The following is a 24,785-nucleotide window of genomic DNA, read 5'->3' as shown; positions in this document are numbered from 1 at the left end:
CTAACAGTAACAGAGCAATCTAAACTAAACCCCTTGCTTGGCTAGCCTTTCTTCAATCTCATGACGGAAATGACGAATTAACCCTTGAATAGGCCAAGCAGCAGCATCTCCAAGGGCACAAATAGTACGACCTTCGATCATTTTTGTAACGTCCAGTAACTGATCTATTTCATCTATTTTTGCCTGACCGCGTACCAGTCGCATCATAACTCGCCACATCCAACCTGTACCTTCTCGACATGGGCTACATTGACCGCAAGATTCATGCATATAGAATTTACTAAGCCTAGCAATAGCGTAAATAATATCCGTAGAATTATCCATAACAATAATTCCACCAGTCCCAAGAGCTGAGCCAACTGATTTTAAACTATCAAAATCCATTGCCAAATCTTCACATAGTGACTTTGGTAATAATGGTACTGATGAGCCGCCTGGAATAATAGCTTTCAGATTGTCCCAGCCACCACGTACACCTCCAGCATATTTTTCAATCAACTCCTTTAAAGGTACACCCATGGCTTCTTCAACATTACATGGTTTATTTACGTGACCAGAAATACAGAAAATCTTCGTACCTCTACTGTTAGGTTTACCGATTGCAGCAAACCAATCACCCCCACGCCGGAGTATAGTAGGCACAACGGCAATTGATTCAACATTATTAATAGTCGTTGGACAACCATATAAGCCGAAATTAGCCGGGAATGGTGGCTTTAATCTAGGGAAGCCCTTGTTGCCCTCTAAGCTTTCGAGCAGAGCTGTTTCCTCACCGCAAATATACGCCCCAGCCCCTCTATGCAAATGAATGTCAAGATGATACCCTGTACCACAAGCATTACTGCCTATAAAACCGGCATCATAGGCCTCATCTATAGCACGCTGTACATTGGAGGATTCATTATAAAATTCACCACGAATATATATATAGCAAGTATGTGCGTTAATAGCAAAACTGGCGAGCAAACAACCTTCAATTAATTTATGTGGCTCATACCTTAAAATATCACGATCCTTGCACGTACCAGGTTCTGATTCATCAGCATTAACCACTAGATAGCTAGGTTTCGGGTGATCTTTAGGCATGAACGACCATTTGGTGCCAGTCGAAAATCCAGCACCACCCCGCCCTCGTAGACCTGATTTTTTTACTTCATCAATTATCCATTCTCTACCTTTAACAATAAAATCCTTTGTATTATCCCAATCTCCACGTTGCTTACTGCTTATTATATCATATTTTTTCTGCCCACTAAGATTAGAAAAAATTTTATCGCTAATTTGTAACATAATTAACTCTTAGAATATCTACATATGATATTATAGCTGAAGGCAAACAATTGTGAAGAATAAATATTAGCAGGGTTTTGCACAAAAATACAACAACACCAACTCTGAAATGCGTTAAGTATATTTGTTCTATATTAAAATGCTTGCAAGAATCATCAATTCAATAGAGATTCTTTATGTAATAGGGATTATATGTCTTCCAATTTTATGATTAATATAATACCCCCATTCAGGATAAGAATTAACTAATTCTTATCCTGAATTGGCTTTAATATAAGGAAAAATGCATTCTTAAAGCGGTTTTGCGAATGCATTTTAAACCTTTCTAAAGCTAAAAACATGATTTTAATCTTTTAAAATCATGTTTTTAGCAAAATATTAATTTAACAATCAGATGCAGAACCGTCTCAAATCTGATTGTTTCTATAACTTCACCGAATTTGGGATAAGAATTGACAAATTCTTATCCCAAATTCGCGTATAATGAAAGGTTTTTATGTCAGACGATAGAGCAACTATAGAATCCAGTAATTTAAATATATCTAATTTTAAGAGTGATAAGGAGTCTATTCTTTCTGAATATAGTACGAATCAAGATGATAATATATCAGTAAGATCTATTGATTCTGGGTACGAAAGTGATAGCCATTTAGCAGATAAAAAAGATGATATTATTAGAGTTAACACTAAAAACGAGATTGAAAATATAAATAAATTAATAGGAAGGGCATACACATATAAACTTAAATTTCTAAAACAACCAACTCCACAATTATCAAAAGAATTTATAGCTAATGGAGTACTCATTGGTACTAACGAATCATTTATGAGTGTAATGACTGGATTAGCAACAGAAAGTTTTTACTGTAATTTATCTGATAAAAAGACAGAAGAACTTCTTGATAATTTTAGTTTAAATATAGAACGTTCTAAAAGCCTTATGAACGACAATGACAAGGCAAAAGCAGATAGGCAATTTGCAAACTTAGAAGCTAGTTTAAAGGGATTTGTATTAAATGATATTAAAAGTAACAATGATAAGGATAAGATCGCTCTTGAAGCTGTTAAAAAAGTAATATTAGAGTTAAAAGGTCAAGCAATTCCTAAATCAGATTATGCCAGTACAGTAATTAACAAAACTATGGAAAGTTTACAAGCAGATGCAAGACATTTTAGTACCGAGCAACTTAATATTTTTAATAAAACTATTAGCCAAGGAAATAAAACTGTTAAATTTGCTAAAGAGTTCACAAAACTTAATAAGACAGAACGTACAGTTCTTTCTAATGCAGTTAATGAATCTGCTAATTCTTTTATAAAAGAATTAATAGATAGTAGGAATAATGGGTTAAGTCCAGAGTTTGTTAATTATAGAGAAAATGAAACTAAAAAACTTTTATTGACTCTTAGTATAAATATACAAGATACTGGTTCTATAGAAGAAAAAAAGATCAGACAAGAGGCTTTTTGTAAACAGCTTCTACCTTATGTCCATATACCCAGTGAATTAGCAACTGAGTCAGAACGCCCTCGCAAAGCGAGGGGCTTGACGGTTATGAGCAGCCCAAAGGGCTGCCATTGTTAATTAAAATTCTCCTGATTCGTCAGAGCCTAAACTATCAAGTTGCTCTTGATTCTTAATGTAGTGTTTGATCTGATTCTCTTCAAATCCTACAGTTGAGACCGCATAACCTCTAGCCCACAACTTTTCTCCATTAAAATTACGTTTTCGTCCACCAAACTGCCTAGCAACGGCTATAGCACTTTTCCCCTTGATATAGCCTATTACTTCAGCTACAGAATATTTAGGAGGAATCTTGATGAGCATATGCACATGATCTTGTACCATATGCCCCTCTATGATCTTTCTCCCACGTTGAAAAGCTAACTCATGGAATACGTTCCCAAGATATTTTCTAACCTTCCCGTACAATTCTTTTTTACGACACTTTGAAATAAACACAATATGATATTTGCAATCCCATTTAGAATGATTTAAACTTTCGTATGTTGTCATATATTTTCTCCTTTGACCGTCAAGCCAAAGAAGTTATATATGATAACTTTTTATTTTATACTAAATCTAAAGGCCAAGCCTTGATGGTCTCACTAGTCAAACTAGTGGCTTACCTATCATTGAGTTATTTGAAGAGTGGAAACTAACAGAGCTACATAGCTTAATTGGCAAGGAAGCTCAGAAATTTTTTAGTGTAGATAATGCTCCAAAAAATTCTTCGTTTCTAACCTTAGATGCAACAAAAATTACAGAAGAAAATATCAAACGATTTGCCGATTCTATTAATCCAATTATTAAAGATAAAGATGCAGAATTAGTCTCAAAACCAATCCTTAAAGAATCTATTAACAGAATTCAAAATAAAACAGATATAAAGATTACAGAACAACAAAATAATAAAATCTCGGAACAATTATCTCCGACTTTAATAGAACTTGGTTCTGAGCAATTAATAAATCATAAAGATGAGATAATATCTGACATAACAAATAAAATTGCATCAGATAAATCTTGGTATTCTTCTGTGATTAAAAAATTACCTATTTCTACAAATAATTTACAGGATATTGCTACACATCTTACAGACAAATATAGCAATCAAACTGCACCAACCATGTCAACTTCAGTGTCCACACCACCACCTCCTCTTATACCAATTGCAATAATTAACGCAGTGGTGTAAAATGGGTTTTTAACTGATAAAGGTACTCAAATGGCTAGGTTAATATTACCGCAAGGTTTTCATGGTCATGATTTTATAAAAATGATGAAACATGAGCCGCATGGTCGAAATCGTATACGTTTATTGGCGATGTATTACCTTCAATTAGGCAAATCTTTTAAAGCCATATCTGAAATAGTGAAGTCACACTGGAAAACTGTGCAATCATGGCTCAGAAGATTTAGGAATCATGGTTTTGAAGGATTATTTGAATCACAAAGAAGCGGTGCCCCTAGGAAGATTAACACTATACAAGAGTCTGCTCTTTTTGATAAAATCAATACGCTCAGTGAAAGTAAAACTGGTGGGTATATAACTGGAAAGGAGCTACATATCATGTTACTTGAGGAATATGGTGCTAAATGTACTTTAAAAACAGTCTACAATACTATGCACCGCCTTGGTTTTAGCTGGATTACTTCTCGTTCAATGCATCCAAAGTCAAATCAAGAGACTCAAAATACATATAAAAAAACTTCCCAGACATGCTAACAGAATTATTATCAAAAAATATCGATAGATGTAAAGTTGATATATGGTCTCAGGATGAAACTCGAGTTGGGCAACAAGGTAGCTTAACTCGTATATGGGCTAAGCGTGGCACTAGACCCCGTAAAGTTCGGCAACAGCAATTCATTTCAACATATATTTATGGAGCTGCTTGCCATGATACAGGAGAAGCTTTTGCATTAATTTTACCATATGCAAATACACAGGCAATGAATAAATTCTTAGAAGACCTTTCTCGCAGTATTCAAGGCAACCGACATATAGCTTTACTAACGGATAATGCAGGTTGGCACACAGCCAAAAAACTAACTGTGCCAAGCAATATCACTTTGATACCGCTTCCTCCCTATGCACCGGAACTTAATGCAATGGAACAAGTTTGGGCATGGATCAAAAATCATTTCTTGTCTAACCAATGTTATGGTGTATATGAAGATATCGTCACTATGGCTTGTTACGCTTGGAATCAATTTGCTCATAATGTAGATTTAGTAAAATCAATTATGTATAGAGACTGGATAAATACACCGTGTTAATTATTGCAATTGGTATAATAATGTTAAAATAGAAATTCAACAAGTAAAAAAAACGTTAAGGCATGTCGAAACAATTAAAAGAGAACTAGCAACACCTACTAAACCTACTAAACCTGCTCTTAAAGCAGTAAATAAAGGAAGGTTATGGTAAATTGACTGACTTTGTTGCGTGGGTCACTCATAGTACCCTACATTTTTTATATAACCACTATTAAAATAGTTGTTGATCGTCTATTAGCGAGGAGTCACTGAAAGCGGCGACGCGGCAATCTAAGATACGCGAAGCGTTACTCTAAAAAAACAGCTTCGCTGTTTACCTAGATCGCCACGGCATCTAAAGAGCCTTGCTATGACGATTATAGAAAAATGTAGGGTACTATGGTGCTTTAGACACGACGACCTTAATTCTTGAAGTTGACCGAGTATATACACATGTGCATCAACTATTGGTTATACTTTTAAATTATCCTACCATGTGTAATTTGTTTGACAACCGCAAAATAATTTGATAAATATAAATAATTAAGTTAGTATTAATACCAATTCCCAAATTAAGTTAGTTACTCGGAAATACGAATGCTCTCTAGGTCCACATAGTCTAGCTGAGCTGTCAAAATTTTGTGATGCTAATTTCAATAAATTTCTTGCAGAGTTCACTTATGTGCAAGGATTTAAGGAAGCCACGAAATCTCGACTTGCAGCACACTCAAATTCCGTTACGGATTCGAGCCTAGGCACGATGAATAAATTACCAACAAAAGTAGAATTATGCAAGAAGTCTAATCATTCGAGTAGTAGTCTAACCTTAATCTTTAAGTAACTTGACTTTCGTAGGTTTCGTGATTCTCCCAGTTTTTAAAGCAATAGACCTATTTCAAAACTAGCTATGAAAGGAATTTTTACTAAAAAATTAATCAAAAAATCGTAAGTAGTACTGGTGTACATGAGAATTCCTTCGATTAATTCTAACAACAAAATGACTTAGAAAGAATAAAGTTTCTAGAAAAGTTTGATCTTAACTAATCTAAAAAAAATAGGTATGACCCAAAATACAGTTACTAACAATAAGGAATCACCTGATATTTATTATAATAATAATACTAAGTATGATAATCCTAATAAAGATGGTATTGTTATCATCAATCTTAAACAATTAAAACGTAAGTCACCTGAAGAATTACAAATACAAGCAGAAAATCTTAATATTGAAAATTCTAGTGCTTTGCTAAAACAAGAGCTAGTCTTTGCTATACTCAAGAAATCTGTTGAGCAGGGTGATTTGATTTCAGGAGAAGGCGTACTTGAAATTTTACCTGATGGGTTTGGCTTCCTTAGATCTCTAGAAGTAAATTACTTAGCCGGTCCTGATGATATTTATATTTCTCCAAGTCAGATTCGTCGTTTTGGACTACGTACAGGGGACACGGTAGAAGGGCAAATTAGAGCTCCAAAACCAGGAGAACGTTATTTTGCCTTGTTAAAAGTAAACAAAGTTAATTTTGAAGACCCTTCTAAGGCATATCATAGAGTACATTTCGATAATTTAACGCCACTTTATCCTGAAGAAAAATTATCCCTAGAGCTAGAAGATAATAGTAAGGATTTTAGTACAAGAATAATTGAATTGGTTGCTCCTATGGGTAAAGGACAACGTGCGTTGATTGTTGCTCCACCAAGAACGGGAAAAACTGTTCTATTGCAAAATATAGCTCATGCTATTACCACCAATAACCCCGAAGTATTTTTAATTGTTTTGTTAATTGATGAACGCCCAGAAGAAGTTACTGATATGCAACGTTCAGTGCGTGGTGAAGTAGTTAGCTCAACTTTTGATGAACCCGCTATTAGACACGTTCAGCTTGCTGAAATGGTTATTGAGAAAGCTAAAAGGTTGGTCGAGCATAAAAGAGATGTAGTAATATTGGTTGACGCAATAACAAGACTTGCAAGAGCTTATAACACTGTTGTACCCTCGTCTGGTAAGGTTCTTACTGGGGGAGTTGATGCAAATGCTCTGCAACGTCCAAAAAGATTCTTTGGAGCGGCAAGAAATATTGAGAGTGGTGGTTCATTGACTATAATAGGAACTGCTTTAATTGAAACCGGTTCTCGTATGGACGAGGTAATCTTTGAAGAATTTAAAGGTACTGGTAATTCTGAAATAGTCCTCGATCGCAAAATAGCTGATAAGCGCGTTTACCCTGCGATTGATATTACTAAATCTGGTACACGTAAAGAGGAGCTATTGGTTGATAAAGCCATTTTAACCAAAATGTGGGTTCTTCGTAGAATCATTAACCCAATGGGAACTATCGATGCAGCAGAATTTTTAATTGATAAACTTAAAAACACTAAAACTAATACAGAATTTTTTGATTCAATGAATTCATAAAATGCTTTTCAGGAGGAAGTATGGCTAAAAGAACAAAAATTGCTTTAATTGGTGGGGGAAAGATTGGCGGAACACTTGCACATTTGATCAGTCTTAGAGAACTTGCTGATATAGTTATGTTTGATTTATCTGAAGGTCCTTCGCAGGGTAAGACTTTAGATATATCACAAGCTGGAGCAATTACTGGATCAGATATAATTGCTAAAGGTACTAACAATTATAAAGACATAGAAGGTTCAGATGCTATAATTGTTACAGCTGGAGTACCACGTTCACCTGGAATGAGTCGTGATGATTTAATTAATGTTAATACTACTGTTATAAAAACTGTGGCTAGCAACATTAAGCAATATGCACCGAACGCTTTTGTCATTGTTATAACCAATCCACTTGACGCTATGGTTTACGTAATGTTAAAGGAAAGTGGACTAGCTAGCAATATGGTGGTTGGTATGGCTGGGGTACTTGACTCATCAAGATTTAATTTTTTCTTAGCCAATGAATTTAATGTTTCCGTAGAAAATGTTAGTAGTTTTGTACTTGGAGGTCATGGTGACTCAATGGTTCCTTTGGTTAGATATTCGACAATTAACGGCATACCAGTTTTAGATTTAGTAGAAATGGGGTGGTCGACGAAAGAACGTATTAATGCGATAATAGATCGCACAAAAAATGGTGGTGGAGAAATTGTTTCACTACTTAAAAATGGTTCTGCCTATTACGCTCCGGCAACTTCTGCTATTGAAATGTTAGAGAGTTATCTAAAAGATAAACGTAAAATATTAAGTTGTGCTGCTTATCTTCAAGGAGAATATGGAGTAAAAGATATGTATGTCGGAGTGCCAGTTATTATTGGTAAAAATGGTGTAGAAAAAATAGTGGAAATAAAATTAAATGATGAAGAACAAGCTCTATTTAATAAATCAGTAGATGGAGTTAGAAAATTAATTGAATCAGTTAAATTGTAAATTTCTTGTCTAGACTACAGATATGCTAAGTATAATTTCACCAGCTAAGACTCAAGATTTTATCTCGGAAATACCGGATTTACCATGTACGCAGCCGCATTTCCTTACTAAAATGCAGTATCTCTTACAGATATGTAAAAGCCTATCACAAAATCAGATCAGGCAATTAATGGGGATTAGTGATAAACTGGCTGAGCTTAATTATCATAGATTTCAAGATTTCGATAACCATCCTCAAAAGCAAGCGATATTTGCCTATGATGGGGATGTTTATGATAATATTGATAGACGCAGTTTCTCTAAAGAGCAATGGGATTTCTTGCAAGGACACACGTTAATTATATCAGGTTTATATGGACCACTAAGAGTTTTAGATAAAATAAAACCCTATAGGCTAGAAATGTCAACAAAATTGCCAAATTTAGAAAAATTATCCAGTTTTTGGCAAATTGATATTACCAATTATCTAAATCAAATATTAGCAACTCACCAAAATAAATATCTAATCAACCTAGCCTCTAATGAATATTCCTCCGCCATAAATCAAAATGATCTTAAATATCCAATAATTAATATATATTTTAAAGAAAAAAGAAATAATAAATTACAAATAATAGCTATAAACTCCAAAAAAGCTAGGGGCAGCATGCTTAACTTTATTGCAGAAAATCTTATAGACGTACCTGAAAAATTAAAACAGTTCTCTAAACAAAACTATTATTATAGTGAAACTGAGTCTTCCGATAAAGATTGGGTATTTGTGAAAAATGAATAAGTTGTAATATTACAACTACATTTAAATTTAAAGATAATAACTTGGAATTATATATTAGTTATATTTAAATTCTTTACTATTCTGATTATTATTTATTAGTAGTTTATAAAATAGTAGTATCTATGCAATTTAACCGTAACAGAGCAATTATTGGTTTCCTTAAAGCCAATGAAGGTCGGAAATTTACTTCTAGAGAAATAGCTGCATGGCTAGTAAAAACTTATCCTGAGGAAGTCAAGAGAAAAGCGGAGAACAGTAAATGCAAATCAATACTCAATGTAACTGATCCAGCAAAAATAGCTCAAATTATTATAGTACTCTTTAGTGGAGAAATGACTAAAGAACGTAATGAAGCCATACAAAAACAAGAGCCTGGTATTAAAATAACACAAGAGTGTCCGTGCAAATATTATTTTACTAAAAAAACTGATCAAGCGGAGATAGAAGAAGCTGAAAAATGGTCAAACATAAAAGAAAAAGAGGTGTATCTAAAGCTTTCAGAATTTCTTTGGGATGAGCTTAGTATTTATAACATGACTATTAATGATAAACGTTCTTCAAATCGTAGTGGTACTAATGCTAATAAATGGTTATATCCCGACCTAGTGGGAATGGAGGCTATGACGGAAGGTTGGGCAGAGGTGATCAAAGATTGCGTCAAACAATATGCGAATATAAAAGCTAAACTTTGGTCTTTTGAGGTGAAAGTAACAATTAATCACTCCAATGTACGAGAATCTTTTTTTCAAGCACTATCAAATTCCTCATGGGCTCACTATGGATATTTAGTAGCTTTCTCTCTAGTAGAAAGCAAGGATAGTAACACTTTTCGTGAACTGGAAATTCTTTCTGCTAGGCACGGTATAGGATTTATTTTATTAAACATAAACGAATCAGAAAAAGGTCGAATACTAATTCCTGCTAAAGAAAGATTAGAGATTGATTGGGGGCTAATAGGCTCGTTAAAGAAAATCCGGATTTTGAACATTTTATAAAAGAAGTAACTTCTTTTTATAAAACCGGAGAAACTAAACGCTCCGACTGGAAAAATGTGAATTATTAAGGCTCTGGGCTCTGTCCAACTGATTGTGTGTGCGTCAAGATAAGGTGCATTAATCTTACGGGTGAAAGTCCTATTATGGAAGGAGTAGCTAGCTCCACCATATAGCGAGTCTTGTGCAGCTGAAGGTAACGACAGTAGTAAAGCGTAGACAGCGAAACATCCGAGCCGAAACCAAATCTAACAGTTAGCCTTAAGTTTTAATTGCAAGGATTAAAAAAAAATAAGATAATATTAAATTTTATTTTTTAAGATTTGAGGTAAGCAATTGGATAGTTTGGGACTAGGAGAAGGAAGTAATAAGTTATTTTTTGAATCAGAATTTGAAAGTTTAGTTTTAAAAGATCAACGTCTTAAATCAAGAGCTTTAAAGATTCTTACAGCCCTAATGGCAAAATTTACAATCTGTATTAAGAATCTTTTTGATAATCCACAAGATCAAAGACAATCTTATGATTTTTTTGTTAATAGCAAAGTTAACAATGATCATTTAATAGAGTCGCATTTTAGGCAAACTACTGATAGAATTAACAACAATAATGATAATTTATTGCTAGTGATACAAGACAGTACTTATCTTAACTTTACTAACCACAAAGCCAAGATTGACATTGGTATAGTCAATTCAGGAGAATTTGGTGACGTCGTCACTCGTCGCTCGCCTATTATCTATAGGCTTCGCTCCTCATCTTCGAGATAAATATGAGCAAAAATTATGCTATAGAAGTGGATTATCATGCGGCGGGTGGGAAAACTAAACCTCATTTCCATCAACTTTTTATCTACTCTTAATCGGAAATTTAGGTTTATAGAAAATATCGTGAGATAATATCATTACTTACATATTCTCCGCTAGAGTTATTTTTAATCCATTCTTCATCTAAAAAATTCATAACTACTAAATCATTAGAAAATTTGTACTTTTGATTATATACTAATTCTTTCACTATTGATTTTTGTATTTTAGGATGTAACATATATTGTTGTGGCTTGTGATTAACCTCTTGAACTAAATGAAATACTGCTTGCACGATTCCACCAAGTAATAATCCTCGAGTAAGTTGTATATCATTGGCTGGCACAGATTCTCCAGAATTATCCAAATTTACAGGGTATCCTCCTCTAAAAATATTGAACGTTGCACTATCTGTAGAATATTCGATATTATCCAATACGTTAGAGGTATTAATAGAAGAATTATCTTGAATAATATGCAGTAATGACTGAAATTCTATATCTTGTGATGAGCAACTAATTAGATTCTTTGTTCCTCGTATTTTATTGACGTCAAGAGATAAAGTAATATCTTCTCCTGTACAACCAAAAATATACTCAGATTTTTGAAATAAAGATAGAATATTATTTGTAGTTTTAATCTGCTTCATAAGATTATACTTACTGTCAGATCTATCATATATTATTACTTTATGATTTAAAGATAATAATTTTTGTGCAATAGCTCTCCCTATAGCTCCAAAACCTACTACTCCACATACAAGGGTACGAGATTGTAAAGGCAAAATTTTATCAAGTTTTCGTATGACGGTCTGAGCAATCATTGGAGACTCTAATATTTGCTTTGCAGCAGAATAAGCAACGTTAATAAAAGGTAACGTGGTATAATTGTTTTTAATAATATGAACAACCCCTGATGATGTCTGCTCTACAGCAAAGACCTTGTAATTATCACTTAGTAACTTTGGAATAGTTGTTGTACATTTACTACCATCATCTAGTATGATAATAGTGTCAGATTTTACATTTATTATGGTAGTAGCAACATTAGTCCACATATTAGCTATATCTGTATTAAAATAATAGTCAGAACGCCCTCGCAAAGCGAGGGGCTTGACGGTTATGAGCAGCCCAAAGGGCTGCCATTGTTAATTAAAATTCTCCTGATTCGTCAGAGCCTAAACTATCAAGTTGCTCTTGATTCTTAATGTAGTGTTTGATCTGATTCTCTTCAAATCCTACAGTTGAGACCGCATAACCTCTAGCCCACAACTTTTCTCCATTAAAATTACGTTTTCGTCCACCAAACTGCCTAGCAACGGCTATAGCACTTTTCCCCTTGATATAGCCTATTACTTCAGCTACAGAATATTTAGGAGGAATCTTGATGAGCATATGCACATGATCTTGTACCATATGCCCCTCTATGATCTTTCTCCCACGTTGAAAAGCTAACTCATGGAATACGTTCCCAAGATATTTTCTAACCTTCCCGTACAATTCTTTTTTACGACACTTTGAAATAAACACAATATGATATTTGCAATCCCATTTAGAATGATTTAAACTTTCGTATGTTGTCATATATTTTCTCCTTTGACCGTCAAGCCAAAGAAGTTATATATGATAACTTTTTATTTTATACTAAATCTAAAGGCCAAGCCTTGATGGTCTCACTAGTCAAACTAGTGGCTTACCTATCATTGAGTTAAAATAGCCAAATTGTTGCGGTTGGGAACTAGGATAGTAATTTACTCCCATTTCTATAAGTTGGGCAATTACTATAGGGCAATTTGAGTATATTTTACCCATTATATGAATATTATTCGGCTTAGCACCTAATCTGATAAGAGATTTTATTAAATCTATTGTTGTAAATAACAAATGTTGTACACAAACAAAGGTAACATTTTTAAAATTAAGATACTTACATCCTTTTAATTTATCTATTATACTTTGTAGAGTTTCTAATATGGGTGTATTTAAATTACTCATTATTACAGATAGCAATACAACCATTAAAAAAACTAGATGAGGAGCAAAATACTCTTGCTTCCTTACCATTACTATTATACTCTAAAAACCTAGCATCATCTTCAGATATAATTTTACTAGATAATATCTGACCAAATGGATCGTTTCCAGAATGAAATAACTCAAATTTTATGTTTTTAAGGGAGTTGGCACTATGATTCTCAATTTGGTGAATAGTATTTATTAAAATATCTAATAATCTTTTAATCTCTCTTTGATCTTCAATTATACTCGGAGGATTTCGACAATAAGGAGAGCTATTAAATAGAGTAGGAAAGCTAAGAGAATAATAGACTTTACTATTTTTAGTAAATTTTGCTGGTTGCATAATATTTGGTATATAATCTTTTAGATTATAATCATTTACATATATTTGCTGTATTAAACTCATTGGCAAACCTGTATCATCCGTAGATGGCTTAAATGCTACAGCAGAACCTTTAGAAATCAAAATTAAATGTCTAACAGTGTCTATTAGATATGATCGTGGTTTTAAATTACGTAGATTAATTGCATGAGTAAAAAATGACCATAATAAACTAAAATCTGTAAAATCTTCTAACAATTGAAATTGTTTCCAACATTGAGTAACTAGATAATTATAAAAACCACTATATCCCAGATCATTTGGTTGAAGAAACCACTCATTAGAAAATACTAAAATGCTATTATTCCAATTTGAATTATGAAAATACTTATTAATATCTACAAATGTCTGCCAATGATCTGACAAACCATAGGGAGCATAGATATCAGCCCCTAATTTCTTTTTAATCCTATTATGACCCACTGTATCAGAAATACTTGGAATCATGACAGTAGAGCGAGCTCCAGCTGACACATTCCAAATAGGCATATCTAATGAAGATGTTTGGTTTAACATATGCATTAATTCAAATAGACCAAAAAGTTCACCAGTCAAAAGAACATTAAGGGAAACAATTCTATTTTGTATCTGAACAAATACTTCGCTCAAACTATTAAGAATTAAGGATAAGGGAATATGACCATATCCCAACTTCTTTTTTAGAAATTCTGGAATTCTTGAGTCATTTATAGAAATTAGTTTGCCGTCTTTAGTTGGTAGATGAAACTCCCCCCTATTAACAATATATGCTCCATAAGGATATTTTATTTTGAATAAAGAATATCCTCCACATTGATTAACATTATCACATTTTTCTGTCAATTCAGGATTAACCTTATACACTTCATCCTTAACTTCAGACCATTTGACTTCTTCAATACTAAAATTCAAATCTTCTTCCATACCAAATTCTCGTATAATTAAATAAACTTAAAGTGATTAAAATTGGTGAGTCTATTATATTTATTTCTCTGCCTCTATTAATAAGAGTATATTAGATTCTTTTATAAGGTTAAATTCTTGTTCTGTAAAGCTCTGTAAAGCATTTTCTTTTAAAAACAAGTTATGTTTCCTTACATTCTTGAAGCCCAATTTTTCCATTAATCTCTTTATAGTATCAAAATCCATATGATAGCACGTTATACCAATTGCAATAATTAACGCAGTGGTATAAAATGGGTTTTTAACTGATAAAGGTACTCAAATGGCTAGGTTAATATTACCGCAAGGTTTTCATGGTCATGATTTTATAAAAATGATGAAACATGAGCCGCATGGTCGAAATCGTATACGTTTATTGGCGATGTATTACCTTCAATTAGGCAAATCTTTTAAAGCCATATCTGAAATAGTGAAGTCACACTGGAAAACTGTGCAATCATGGCTCAGAAGATTTAGGAATCATGGTTTTGAAGGATTATTTGAATCACAAAGAAGCGGTGCCCCTAGGAAGATTAACACTATACAAGAGTCTGCTCTTTTTGATAAAATCAATACGCTCAGTGAAAGTAAAACTGGTGGGTATATAACTGGAAAGGAGCTACATATCATGTTACTTGAGGAATATGGTGCTAAATGTACTTTAAAAACAGTCTACAATACTATGCACCGCCTTGGTTTTAGCTGGATTACTTCTCGTTCAATGCATCCAAAGTCAAATCAAGAGACTCAAAATACATATAAAAAAACTTCCCAGACATGCTAACAGAATTATTACCAAAAAATATCGATAGATGTAAAGTTGATATATGGTCTCAGGATGAAACTCGAGTTGGGCAACAAGGTAGCTTAACTCGTATATGGGCTAAGCGTGGCACTAGACCCCGTAAAGTTCGGCAACAGCAATTCATTTCAACATATATTTATGGAGCTGCTTGCCATGATACAGGAGAAGCTTTTGCATTAATTTTACCATATGCAAATACACAGGCAATGAATAAATTCTTAGAAGACCTTTCTCGCAGTATTCAAGGCAACCGACATATAGCTTTACTAACGGATAATGCAGGTTGGCACACAGCCAAAAAACTAACTGTGCCAAGCAATATCACTTTGATACCGCTTCCGCCCTATGCACCGGAACTTAATGCAATGGAACAAGTTTGGGAATGGATCAAAAATCATTTCTTGTCTAACCAATGTTATGGTGTATATGAAGATATCGTCACTATGGCTTGTTACGCTTGGAATCAATTTGCTCATAATGTAGATTTAGTAAAATCAATTATGTATAGAGACTGGATAAATACACCGTGTTAATTATTGCAATTGGTATAATAGGCGAGCGACGAGTGACGACGTCACCAACTTCTCATCAATTGACTATACCTATACTAACCTGAATTCGATGTAACAAGTTACATCGAATTCAGATTCAGGAGTAATTTTAGCATTAATCTAGTAGTAGGTCCATGTAGTTCTAGTACTTCTATATTTTCATAAGCCTCAGATGCTAGAAATGTTATAATACAGGTGTTGATTTTTTAGTAACGAGCCTTGACGCGGTTAGATATACAAGATATAATTATATACTAAATTTCTTTTATAAGATATTAGTGCTAACTATATTTAGTGATATAATATACAAATTAACAAAAAGCAATAGTAGAAAATGTTTAATCGAATATATACTCAGGTTCTAAGAAAATCCCCTTGGGGAGATTCTGAAGAGGAAGAAAAAAGTGAATATAATATATTTACTAGGCCAAGGAAAAAAAATAAGTTTAACCTTAATGATTTCTATAATAAGTTTGGCTTCAACAATAACATAATGGTGTTAGTTTTGTTGTCGTTAGTTGCTGTTTGGTTTGCCTCCGGAGTTTATGAAGTTAAGGAAGGAGAAGAAGCTGCAGTAATGAGGTTTGGTAAGTTTGTTCGTAAAGGATTCCCTGGTTTGAATTATCACCTTCCATTACCGTTTGAACAGGTAGTAGTTGAGAAGGTAAACCAGTCTCGTAGAATTGAGATCGGCTATAGATCAACAAGTAGCCTTAGGTCTAATGTGGACAACACCAAATCTGTGGCTGCTGAAAGTACTATGCTTACTGGCGATGAGAATATTGTTGCACTAAATTGTGATATAATGTGGCATATTACTGATTTAGAAAAATATATTTTTAATATTGTTAATCCAGAAGATTCTGTAAAAACAGCTGCTGAAAGTGCTATAAGAGAAGTTATAGGCAATACTCCTATCTCTTCGATATTATCAGACCAAAAACAAGAAATCACTAATAAGATTGAAGCTTTAACACAGAAAATCCTTGATCATTATAATGCTGGTGTTGGTATTGAGAAAGTGCAGTTACTAAAAGCTGAGCCGCCAGCTGAAGTAATTGATGCTTATAGGGATGTACAAACTTCTAAAGCCGATAAAGAACGTGAGATAAATCAAGCACAATCCTATAATAATGATATTTTACCTAAAGCTAGAGGGCAGGCAGCTAAAATTGTCCAAGAAGCAGAAGGTTACAGACAAGAGGTTATCTCAAGAGCTGAAGGAGACAGCAAAAGGTTTGCTGCTGTATATACACAATATGTTGCTAATAAGTCAATAACTAAGGATCGCCTTTACTTAGAAGCTATAGAAAATATTCTAATGGATACCAGCAAAGTTATTATGGGTACTAATGGCGTTTTGCCGCATATGGCAATTCAGCAAAATAAAATTAAGGAGTAGTGCTGGATGAAGACAATTTATTATATAAGTTTCGTAGTTTTCGGATTATTATTATCAGTTACCAGTGCTTTATTTACTGTTGATCAACGCCATTCCGCTGTGGTATTTCAATTTGGTGAAGCAATGAGAACCATTGAAAGTCCAGGATTAAATATAAAGATTCCATTTATTCAAAATGTTGAATTTTTTGATAAACGTATCTTAAATGTAGAGGCGGAAGCAAAAGAGCTAACTGCTTCTGATGGAAAAAGGGTAATCGTAGATGCTTTTGCCAAATTTCGTATTGTTGATCCTGTGATGTTTTACAAAACTGTACATAACTACCAAGGTGTTAAAATTAGACTTAATAAAAACCTAGAATCTTCAATGAGAAAGGTTATAGGTAGATTACCTTTGACTAGTCTTCTTACAAGTGCAAGGTCTGACATAATGTCAAATATCTTAAATCAGGTTAATGAGGAAGCAAAGAATTTTGGACTTGATGTAATTGACGTTAGAATCTTAAGAGCTGATTTACCGAAAGAGAATAGTGCAGCAATTTATCGCCGCATGCAAACTGCTCGTGAAAAAGAAGCTACCCAAATAAGAGCTGAAGGACAAGAAGAAGGGGCTCGTATAAGATCAAGAGCTGACAAAGAAAGTAAAATATTACTTGCTGAAGCTTATATGCAATCTCAAATCATAAAAGGTGATGGTGATATGGAGGCAGCTAAGATATATAATCTTGCTTATTCTGTTGATCCAGAATTCTATAAATTTTATAGATCCTTGGAAGTATATAAAAATACTTTAAAGAAAGATGATACTTCTTTTGTGTTGTCTCCGGAAGCAGAGCTATTTAAATATCTAAATTTGGGTAAATAGAATGACATTGAGAGAGTAAAAATGATTAGTAATTGGGTAGATGATATGGTCCAAAATATTTGTAAGTTTAACAATTTACTAAGGTATTTAATTGTCACTTTTCTGATGACTATGTGGTTGGCATCTTCTGTTTTTGCTGAAAATATCCAGCCAAGCAAAATTACTCCTGAGGAATCTAATAATTTACAGTCAGTGCCAATAAAGATACCTGAATCCCATAATTATAGTTTTGCAGACATTGTTGAGTCACTTATTCCAGCTGTGGTAAATGTGTATACAGTACAATATAACCAAAAATTAGAGGATTCTCATAAAAAATCTTTTGAGCGTTTTCCATTCGATCATTTTAATGAACTTTTGGAGCGTTTTAATCTACCTTTTGATTTTGATGAGATGTATTCAAATCCTAAATCTGTTCCCCTTGGCTCTGGTTTTATTATAGATCCTACAGGTTTTATTGTTACCAACCATCATGTAGTTGCAAATGCAGATGAGATTCACATAAAATTAACGGATAATAGGGAGCTATCAGCCAAATTGGTAGGTAGTGACAAAAAAACTGATCTTGCTCTTTTAAAAATTGAGATCGAAACTCCTTTGCCTTTTGTAAAATTCGGTGATTCCAGTAAAGCTAGGGTAGGAGATCAGGTTATTGCTATTGGTAATCCTTTTGGTAGACTTGGAGGAACAGTAACTGCTGGTATTATATCTTCAAAGGGACGTGATATTGATAACACTAACGGTATAGTAGATGATTTTATACAGACTGATGCGGCTATTAATAATGGTAATTCCGGTGGTCCAATGTTCAATATTAATGGTGAAGTTATAGGAGTCAATACAGCAATATTTTTACCTTCTGGGACTAGTATTGGTATTGGATTTGCTATTCCATCTAATACTGCTAAATCAATTATTGACCAGCTAAGGCAAAATGGAAAAATTAATCGCGGTAGGCTTGGGGTAGTAATTCAAGAAGTAACTAATGAAATAGCTGAAGGATTTGAGTTAAAAGAAGCTTCGGGAGCGTTAGTAGTGGAAGTATAAAAAGATGGTCCAGCTGATAAATTTGGTATAAAACCTGGGGATGTAATAATAGAATTTGCTGGACAACCGGTAAAAAATTCTAGGAGGCTGCAGATAATGGTTGCTGAAACTACCGTCGATCAAGAGGTAAAAATTATCGTTGTACGAAATGGCAAAAATCAAGAATTAAGTGGCAAGATTAGTAGTGAAGAGGATATAGAGCCTAAAAAAGTAACCGACAAGGTAAGCGATAAAACTTCTGATAATAAATTTTCTGTTGTAAAAAATAATGTTACTTTTAGTAATTTAACAGATAACCTTAAACGAAAATTTGCTATTAAAAGTAAAGTTGAGGGCATTATTGTAACTGATATCGCAAAAGATGGAAAAAATTATGGTTTTAAAATTGGTGATTTAGTAATAGCGAGCAATCAACAACCTATAGCTTCTATAGATCAATTAAATATATTGTATGACAATGCCCAATCTATTAAAAAGCAAAATATAATCTTGTTGGTACAGAGAGACGGGGTGTTTCTATGTTTATAGCCTTGCCAGTTACCAAATCTGAAAATTAGTAGTAATGAAGTCAGTATGGATAATGATAAAATAGCAGTATTAAGTTTTTATAGTTTTACTAACCTAGAAAACCTTGAGATTTTGCTGCCAAAGATTTTACTTATTGGTAAAAAAAGAAGAATTAGGGGTACTATTCTTTTAGCTCTAGAAGGATTTAATGGTTCAATTTCTGGGACAAAAGAAGATGTAAATTTTTTAGTAGATGAAATTATAAAACTTACATCTGCGGAAGATGTAAATATTAAAATAAATTATTGTGATATCCATCCCTTTCAAAAATTAAAAGTAAAGCTGAAAAAAGAAATTATTGCTATGACAGTTGGGGATCTTGATATTGCAAATCTTAAAGGAGAGTATATTGAACCAAAGGACTGGGACAAGTTTATTAGCCAAAATAATGTGGTATTAGTAGACACTAGAAATGACTATGAAGTTTGTGTAGGTACTTTTAAAGGGGCTATAGATCCGAAGACAGAAACGTTTAAGCAATTTCCCAAATGGGTAGAGCAGAATAAAGAATTACTTGCTGGAAAAAAAGTAGCAATGTTTTGTACTGGTGGGATTAGATGCGAGAAATCAACAGCCTATTTGAAGAAACTGGGTTTTAATGATGTGTACCATCTTAAAGGCGGTATTTTACAATATTTAGAAGTGACCCATAATCGTAATAGGTTATGGCAAGGAGAATGTTTTGTATTTGATGACAGAAGAGCTGTGGCAAGTGACTTGTCACCAGCTGAAGGACATTGGTTGGAACGTGGTGATCAATAGATATCTTTGGCAAACTCTACTTCTGTTGGTAATTTATTCATGCTCCCGGTACTCTGCTCCTCACACACATTTGAGTACGCTGCAGGTCGAGGTTTCGTGGCTTCTTTCAATTCTTCAGCATAAGCGAGTTTCGAAAGATATCTAATAAGCTATTATAGGCAAGATCAGATTTTAATATGAATTGTCATCACAACATAGGCTGATATCTAAAAAAATAGCCTAGAAGAATGTGTTAAATATCATAGCCCCCTGTTTACACAGGGGTGAGATAACATGGCGAGTAAGCTGCACCGAAGCAGGGATGATATTTAGTCTCTTAATTATCTTGAATAGAGTTCAACTACTAAATGTACTTCTGGTTCAAATGGGTACGGAACATCAGAAATTACTGGGATTCTGACAAACTGACCAGACAATGAATTGGAATCAAAAGTTAAATAGCTTGGTACAATGTTTCCTTGTTTGCTAGCTGTCTCGAGTATTACAGGGATTTGTTTTGCTGATTCCTTTAGCTCGATGACATCTCCTTCTTTTAGTCTTATACTTGGGATATTAACCTTTTTACCATTCACTTTAATGTGACCATGGGTAACAAATTGTCTTGCAGCAAAAATCGTTGGTGCAATATTCATTCTGTATATAACAGCGTCAAGCCTTCTTTCCAATAGGGCTATAAAATTTTCACCCGTATTGCCTTTCATTTTTTGTGCGAGAGTAAAAGTATTTCTAAATTGCTTCTCGTTAATTCTACCATAATGGCATTTAAGTTTTTGTTTAGCCTTCAAATGTAGACCATAATCAGAAGTTTTAACCATACTATTCTGACCATGTTGACCAGGACGATAATTTCTTGTATTGAAGGCATCTTTACTATCGCCCCACAGGCTTACACCAAGTCTTCTGCTAGCCTTATATTTAGAATTAATAATTTTTGTCACGCTCTATGTCTCATAATTTTGATATCATACTGACGTCATTATGACGTTAATTTAAGTATACTCTTCTGCTTTGAAAATATCATGGATTCGCATGCGTAACTATACTATATGTACGTTCCGCTTGCTCACCATTCATTTTCAAATCCAATTCTTCAAATTATTTGAGTATATATATTTTAAGTATATATATTTTAACAATTAAAGTCAATTCCTCATTTTTTGAAATTATGATAAGCAAATTATGCAAGAGCAATTATCTTTTATCTAAATTTTATAAAAATAGATAAATATTATTTAATAACAAAAACACGTTTTTGTTGAATAAGTTTATGGCACACTTCAAGTAACTTACGCATACAAGCAACTATCGCAACTTTCTTAGGTTTAAAATTATTAACAAGCCTATCATATAAAATTTTTAAATATTGGAAACCATTCTTACCAGCTAATACTGCCATGTATAAAGCATCTCTAGGTATTTTCCTGCCTCCTCGAATAAATCTTCGTCCTTGCTTATTACCACTATCACGAGCATATGGAGCTATACCAACAATTGATGACAATTCATTGCTACTATAATTTTTATCCCCTAATTCAGGTACAAAACTAATTAGTTTTGTAGCTAAACATTTACCAATACCAGGTACAGTCTCTAATATTTTTACCTTCTCTTTTAACTCTTCTGACTCATCTATTGTTTTGTTTAACTTTTTATCAAGCTCAGCTATTTCATTCTGTAAAAATTTAATGAGCTTTTCTATACTCTCTTTATCAATACCATCAATGCTATGATGTAGTCTTTTCTTTTCATTGCTAAGCATTAATACTAAATCTTCTCGTCTTTGTTGACATCTCTTCAAAGTCTCTGTGATTCAACTTGATATATATAATTCGCTGAAAGCTGCATCTTATCCGCATAATATGCTAATTTAAATGCATCCTTCCTATCAGTTTTACACAAATTCACCGATTTACTAAAAGAATTAAAACTATATGTATTGACCTTATGTATTTGTTGGTTATTATTATCCAGCTTTTGACAAATCTCAGCTTCGTATCCTCCAGTAGGTTCACATATTATTAGCTTAATCTCTTGCTCTTTTGCTAATTTAATCATCTCTTCATGACCAGCTGCATCATTGGCAAAACGATGATATTTAGGTTTATCTCTTGTATTATATACACATATATCAAGCCAGTTTTTACTTACGTCTAGACCTATTATTTTATTCATGATATAATCTCCTTCTTCTTATTGTGCAAGGCTGCTCTTTTTAAGACCACCTTCTGCAATTTGTTCAAGGTAAACTACCAAAAAGAGGGTACTTATTCTCTTAGCGACTATTTTAGTCAAGGTCTATTCAAGTCACCCTCTTTAATTACTTATAACACATTCTTAAGATATAAGGTCTATTCTAATTCCTTGATTTTATCGGATGATTCGAGCAACTGGGCATCAATAATTTCAGATTTTGATGAAACAAGCTGATAACGCTCTATAGGATGCTGGATTGTTTTGTTACCAATATCTATGCCTAATTTTTGAATATTCCTAGCCTTAGATAAAAAATGTCGATTAAAAGAAGCGGCAAATTTATCATAATTATTGACTATATGCTGAATATTATTGCCAAGTTTCTGCGAATGCTCCGCTAACGAAGCAATAGAGGTCAATAATTTTCTTACCTCTTCTATAATTAATTTGTGATTTTCTGACCGTCTATAATCTGAAATTTGGAATTTAGCAAATGATAGCATATTCATAAGTCCTGCTGGACCAACTGGGAAAATATTGCTTTCCCAGGCCTTGTATAAAAAATTATTATCTGCAATCAGAATTTTTTCAATTGCCTGTTCAGTAGGGACAAACATCAAAGTAACTATATTACCAAAATGTTCCTTTTTATCTTGGAAACTAGCTAAAACATTTTCCGCGTAATCTTTACTATTTAAGGACTTTAAATGATTATTCATGGTTTTACTAAGATTAGAACTATCTTGCCCTAAATCTACTAAAAACTTTGAAGCTTTTGCATCTATAACCATTAAGTTACCAGAAGGTAAGAAAACTAGGGCATCTGGTCTAAGTTTTAAATTATCGGTAGTTGTCACAGAATATTGTATGATAAAGTCTAAATTAGAACGTAGACCTGATGATTTTAGAATGTTCTCAAGAGTAATTTCAGCAAGTAATCCAGCTCCAGATGGAGAAAGAAGGGATTGTTTAATAATGTCTACTGTTCCTTTAGATTGTTCGATATCCCTACTTAATGACCCAACCATGTTTATTAAACGTTCAAACTCGTTATTAAATTTGCTTGTTGCCCCCGAAATATTTTTTTCTGATAATTCCCTTGCTTCTTGATTCTCCCGTCTATGAATTTCAATTAATTGTTTAGACAATTCATTACCAAGATCAAATAAAGCATTTTTTGCCGATACATATGACTCCTGCCTTGCTTTATCTGCTTCAGCTATCAATTGATTCTGATAGTCTACTTTACTAGATAATTGCTCAATTTTTTGGATATAAGAAATTTTTTCTTGCTGCAAAATTTGATTCTGCTTATTTGCTTCTAAATAGTTATTTGATAGAAAGCCTAATTCTGCATTGAGCTTGGTTGTCTTATGATAAAACCAAACGAACAAGCTAAATAAAACAACAAGTCCGGTAGTAAGCAATAATGAAATATAACTCATTGATAAATTTACTCTTTAGTTAGTAATTTCGGAATTACCCGGTCTTCTAAAGGACCAGTTGGCATAGCTGGCTTTAATAATTTCGGAGTTAAAATGAATTTAGTTTTTTGTTCAATAGGCGAAAGAGTAACAAAATAACTATGCGGTTGCTGAATTATCCCGTATTTATCCCATTCTGGGTATAGCCTATCTAGGTTACCTTTAAATTCATGAGGACCATAAACTTCAATCTCACCAAATTTATATTTCTTCAGTGGAAATACTTCGTTAATATAAAAGAAATCATTAGGAAATCTACGTAACGTTCTGAAATTAGCAGATATAAACATGTTGTCTTTTGGACGGAAAATAAAAATATCTATACATACCTTGTTGCATATAGTGTAAAAATCTTGATGGTAAGTTTTATAACCTAACTTGACAAAATCTGTTAGTATATCTTGTAACCTTATTTCATCAGCGTGCATTATAGCAATATCTAAGTCATCATCATAAGGTATAAGACCTTTATGCCTTGCTGCCCCAAGAAGTGTACCGCCCTCAATCCAATATTGTACGTTATGTTTAGTCAATATTTCATGAGTATCTTTCATTAATTGGTATAAGCTTAGGGCTTTATTTTCACTAATTGTATATTTCTGTACTTGTTGGTCGGTAGGAGTTACATATCTCCATTGGTGATCATAAAACTCTACATAGCCTAGATACAAACCATAAACAATTATAATTATTCCAGCTATTTTAAAGAAAAAGTTATTAGTTTTTTTATGATTTTTGTGTATATATATTCCCATGTTTATTTTAGTAGACTTTTTTAAAGTTA

At 33.2% G+C, this 24,785-nt stretch carries 24 protein-coding genes and 1 pseudogene; 14 read left to right on the top strand and 11 right to left on the bottom strand.

The window, feature by feature from the left end; translation table 11 throughout:
* Positions 1 to 24 precede the first annotated feature (24 nt).
* A complete protein-coding gene (nuoF, locus tag AAHM80_RS00655) occupies positions 25 to 1,290 on the bottom strand; it encodes an NADH-quinone oxidoreductase subunit NuoF (protein ID WP_342259973.1) in 1,266 nt (421 codons plus the stop codon).
* 496 nt (positions 1,291 to 1,786) lie between these two features.
* Between nuoF and AAHM80_RS00650 the strand changes: the two genes are divergently transcribed.
* Complete coding sequence (locus AAHM80_RS00650; protein WP_342259972.1) at positions 1,787 to 2,875, top strand: hypothetical protein; 1,089 nt, start codon at positions 1,787 to 1,789, stop codon at positions 2,873 to 2,875.
* Here AAHM80_RS00650 and tnpA (AAHM80_RS00645) read toward each other — a convergent pair whose 3' ends face one another.
* Positions 2,876 to 3,307: an IS200/IS605 family transposase gene (tnpA, locus tag AAHM80_RS00645; protein WP_342259494.1), complete on the bottom strand. Its 432-nt coding sequence runs from the start codon at positions 3,305 to 3,307 to the stop codon at positions 2,876 to 2,878. It lies immediately after the preceding gene.
* Positions 3,308 to 4,019: 712 nt separating this feature from the next.
* On the opposite strand from tnpA (AAHM80_RS00645), the gene AAHM80_RS00640 reads away from it, so the two are divergent.
* The 7 genes from AAHM80_RS00640 (at position 4,020) to AAHM80_RS00610 (ending at position 10,969) form a co-directional block, all read left to right on the top strand.
* Positions 4,020 to 4,520: a helix-turn-helix domain-containing protein gene (locus tag AAHM80_RS00640; protein WP_342259385.1), complete on the top strand. Its 501-nt coding sequence runs from the start codon at positions 4,020 to 4,022 to the stop codon at positions 4,518 to 4,520.
* Entirely contained in the window at positions 4,514 to 5,074 is a 561-nt protein-coding gene (locus AAHM80_RS00635) for an IS630 family transposase (protein ID WP_342259546.1), read from the top strand. Before AAHM80_RS00640 ends, AAHM80_RS00635 begins: the two co-directional genes overlap by 7 nt.
* Before the next feature lie 1,039 nt (positions 5,075 to 6,113).
* Complete coding sequence (gene rho / locus AAHM80_RS00630; RefSeq protein WP_341755175.1) at positions 6,114 to 7,466, top strand: transcription termination factor Rho; 1,353 nt, start codon at positions 6,114 to 6,116, stop codon at positions 7,464 to 7,466.
* A 20-nt stretch (positions 7,467 to 7,486) separates the two neighbouring features.
* Positions 7,487 to 8,434 (top strand): malate dehydrogenase, encoded by a 948-nt coding sequence (gene mdh / locus AAHM80_RS00625; protein ID WP_341755176.1) that lies wholly within the window; start codon positions 7,487 to 7,489, stop codon positions 8,432 to 8,434.
* A gap of 22 nt (positions 8,435 to 8,456) precedes the next feature.
* Positions 8,457 to 9,209 (top strand): YaaA family protein, encoded by a 753-nt coding sequence (locus AAHM80_RS00620; RefSeq protein ID WP_342259971.1) that lies wholly within the window; start codon positions 8,457 to 8,459, stop codon positions 9,207 to 9,209.
* Between the two features lie 122 nt (positions 9,210 to 9,331).
* The gene (locus AAHM80_RS00615; RefSeq protein ID WP_342259970.1) at positions 9,332 to 10,204 is read left to right on the top strand and encodes a hypothetical protein; all 873 of its coding nucleotides are present in this window, start codon (positions 9,332 to 9,334) and stop codon (positions 10,202 to 10,204) included.
* A 333-nt stretch (positions 10,205 to 10,537) separates the two neighbouring features.
* Positions 10,538 to 10,969, top strand: a complete 432-nt coding sequence (locus tag AAHM80_RS00610; RefSeq protein ID WP_342259969.1) for a transposase DNA-binding-containing protein — start codon at positions 10,538 to 10,540, stop codon at positions 10,967 to 10,969.
* A 106-nt stretch (positions 10,970 to 11,075) separates the two neighbouring features.
* On the opposite strand, the gene AAHM80_RS00605 is transcribed toward AAHM80_RS00610, so the two are convergent.
* The 4 genes from AAHM80_RS00605 to AAHM80_RS00590 form a co-directional block, all read right to left on the bottom strand.
* Positions 11,076 to 12,107 carry an NAD(P)-dependent oxidoreductase gene (locus AAHM80_RS00605; protein ID WP_342259968.1) on the bottom strand — a complete coding sequence of 344 codons (1,032 nt, stop codon included), beginning with the start codon at positions 12,105 to 12,107 and terminating at the stop codon, positions 11,076 to 11,078.
* 49 nt (positions 12,108 to 12,156) lie between these two features.
* Positions 12,157 to 12,588, bottom strand: coding sequence for an IS200/IS605 family transposase (gene tnpA, locus AAHM80_RS00600; protein ID WP_342259494.1), 432 nt, complete (start codon positions 12,586 to 12,588; stop codon positions 12,157 to 12,159).
* Positions 12,589 to 12,684: 96 nt separating this feature from the next.
* Positions 12,685 to 12,999, bottom strand: coding sequence for a hypothetical protein (locus tag AAHM80_RS00595; RefSeq protein WP_342259967.1), 315 nt, complete (start codon positions 12,997 to 12,999; stop codon positions 12,685 to 12,687).
* On the bottom strand, positions 12,992 to 14,308 hold the full coding sequence (locus tag AAHM80_RS00590) for a hypothetical protein (protein ID WP_342259966.1): 1,317 nt from the start codon (positions 14,306 to 14,308) through the stop codon (positions 12,992 to 12,994). The genes AAHM80_RS00595 and AAHM80_RS00590 overlap by 8 nt, the downstream gene beginning before the upstream one ends.
* Positions 14,309 to 14,609: 301 nt before the next feature.
* Between AAHM80_RS00590 and AAHM80_RS00585 the strand changes: the two genes are divergently transcribed.
* The 6 genes and pseudogenes from AAHM80_RS00585 (at position 14,610) to AAHM80_RS00555 (ending at position 20,324) form a co-directional block, all read left to right on the top strand.
* Entirely contained in the window at positions 14,610 to 15,110 is a 501-nt protein-coding gene (locus AAHM80_RS00585) for a helix-turn-helix domain-containing protein (protein ID WP_342259385.1), read from the top strand.
* A complete protein-coding gene (locus AAHM80_RS00580; protein WP_342259384.1) occupies positions 15,104 to 15,664 on the top strand; it encodes an IS630 family transposase in 561 nt (186 codons plus the stop codon). Before AAHM80_RS00585 ends, AAHM80_RS00580 begins: the two co-directional genes overlap by 7 nt.
* 352 nt (positions 15,665 to 16,016) lie before the next feature.
* Positions 16,017 to 17,084, top strand: coding sequence for an FtsH protease activity modulator HflK (gene hflK / locus AAHM80_RS00575; RefSeq protein ID WP_342259965.1), 1,068 nt, complete (start codon positions 16,017 to 16,019; stop codon positions 17,082 to 17,084).
* Between the two features lie 6 nt (positions 17,085 to 17,090).
* The gene (gene hflC, locus AAHM80_RS00570; protein ID WP_341755183.1) at positions 17,091 to 17,948 is read left to right on the top strand and encodes a protease modulator HflC; all 858 of its coding nucleotides are present in this window, start codon (positions 17,091 to 17,093) and stop codon (positions 17,946 to 17,948) included.
* Between the two features lie 45 nt (positions 17,949 to 17,993).
* A pseudogene (locus AAHM80_RS08560) lies at positions 17,994 to 19,552 on the top strand (Do family serine endopeptidase).
* Positions 19,553 to 19,568: 16 nt separating this feature from the next.
* Positions 19,569 to 20,324 (top strand): rhodanese-like domain-containing protein, encoded by a 756-nt coding sequence (locus AAHM80_RS00555; RefSeq protein ID WP_342259963.1) that lies wholly within the window; start codon positions 19,569 to 19,571, stop codon positions 20,322 to 20,324.
* 320 nt (positions 20,325 to 20,644) lie between these two features.
* Here the strand turns inward: AAHM80_RS00555 and rpsD are convergent, their stop codons facing one another.
* The 5 genes from rpsD to AAHM80_RS00525 all read right to left on the bottom strand — a co-directional run bounded on the left by rpsD (position 20,645) and on the right by AAHM80_RS00525 (position 24,756).
* Positions 20,645 to 21,262: a 30S ribosomal protein S4 gene (rpsD, locus tag AAHM80_RS00545; RefSeq protein WP_341755185.1), complete on the bottom strand. Its 618-nt coding sequence runs from the start codon at positions 21,260 to 21,262 to the stop codon at positions 20,645 to 20,647.
* 290 nt (positions 21,263 to 21,552) lie between these two features.
* Positions 21,553 to 22,122: a transposase gene (locus AAHM80_RS00540; RefSeq protein ID WP_342259683.1), complete on the bottom strand. Its 570-nt coding sequence runs from the start codon at positions 22,120 to 22,122 to the stop codon at positions 21,553 to 21,555.
* Positions 22,119 to 22,496 carry an IS110 family transposase gene (locus tag AAHM80_RS00535; protein ID WP_342259682.1) on the bottom strand — a complete coding sequence of 126 codons (378 nt, stop codon included), beginning with the start codon at positions 22,494 to 22,496 and terminating at the stop codon, positions 22,119 to 22,121. The genes AAHM80_RS00540 and AAHM80_RS00535 overlap by 4 nt, the downstream gene beginning before the upstream one ends.
* A gap of 176 nt (positions 22,497 to 22,672) precedes the next feature.
* Positions 22,673 to 23,962, bottom strand: a complete 1,290-nt coding sequence (locus tag AAHM80_RS00530) for a DNA recombination protein RmuC (RefSeq protein ID WP_342259962.1) — start codon at positions 23,960 to 23,962, stop codon at positions 22,673 to 22,675.
* Positions 23,963 to 23,970: 8 nt separating this feature from the next.
* Positions 23,971 to 24,756, bottom strand: a complete 786-nt coding sequence (locus AAHM80_RS00525) for a LicD family protein (protein ID WP_342259961.1) — start codon at positions 24,754 to 24,756, stop codon at positions 23,971 to 23,973.
* Between the last annotated feature and the right edge of the window lie 29 nt (positions 24,757 to 24,785).

Source organism: Candidatus Tisiphia endosymbiont of Metellina segmentata (genome assembly GCF_964030715.1).
In the GTDB taxonomy this organism is placed as follows: Bacteria; Pseudomonadota; Alphaproteobacteria; order Rickettsiales; family Rickettsiaceae; genus Tisiphia.
The sequence above is the reverse complement of the archived record's forward strand: the minus strand, read 5'-3'. Positions and strand labels throughout refer to the sequence as shown.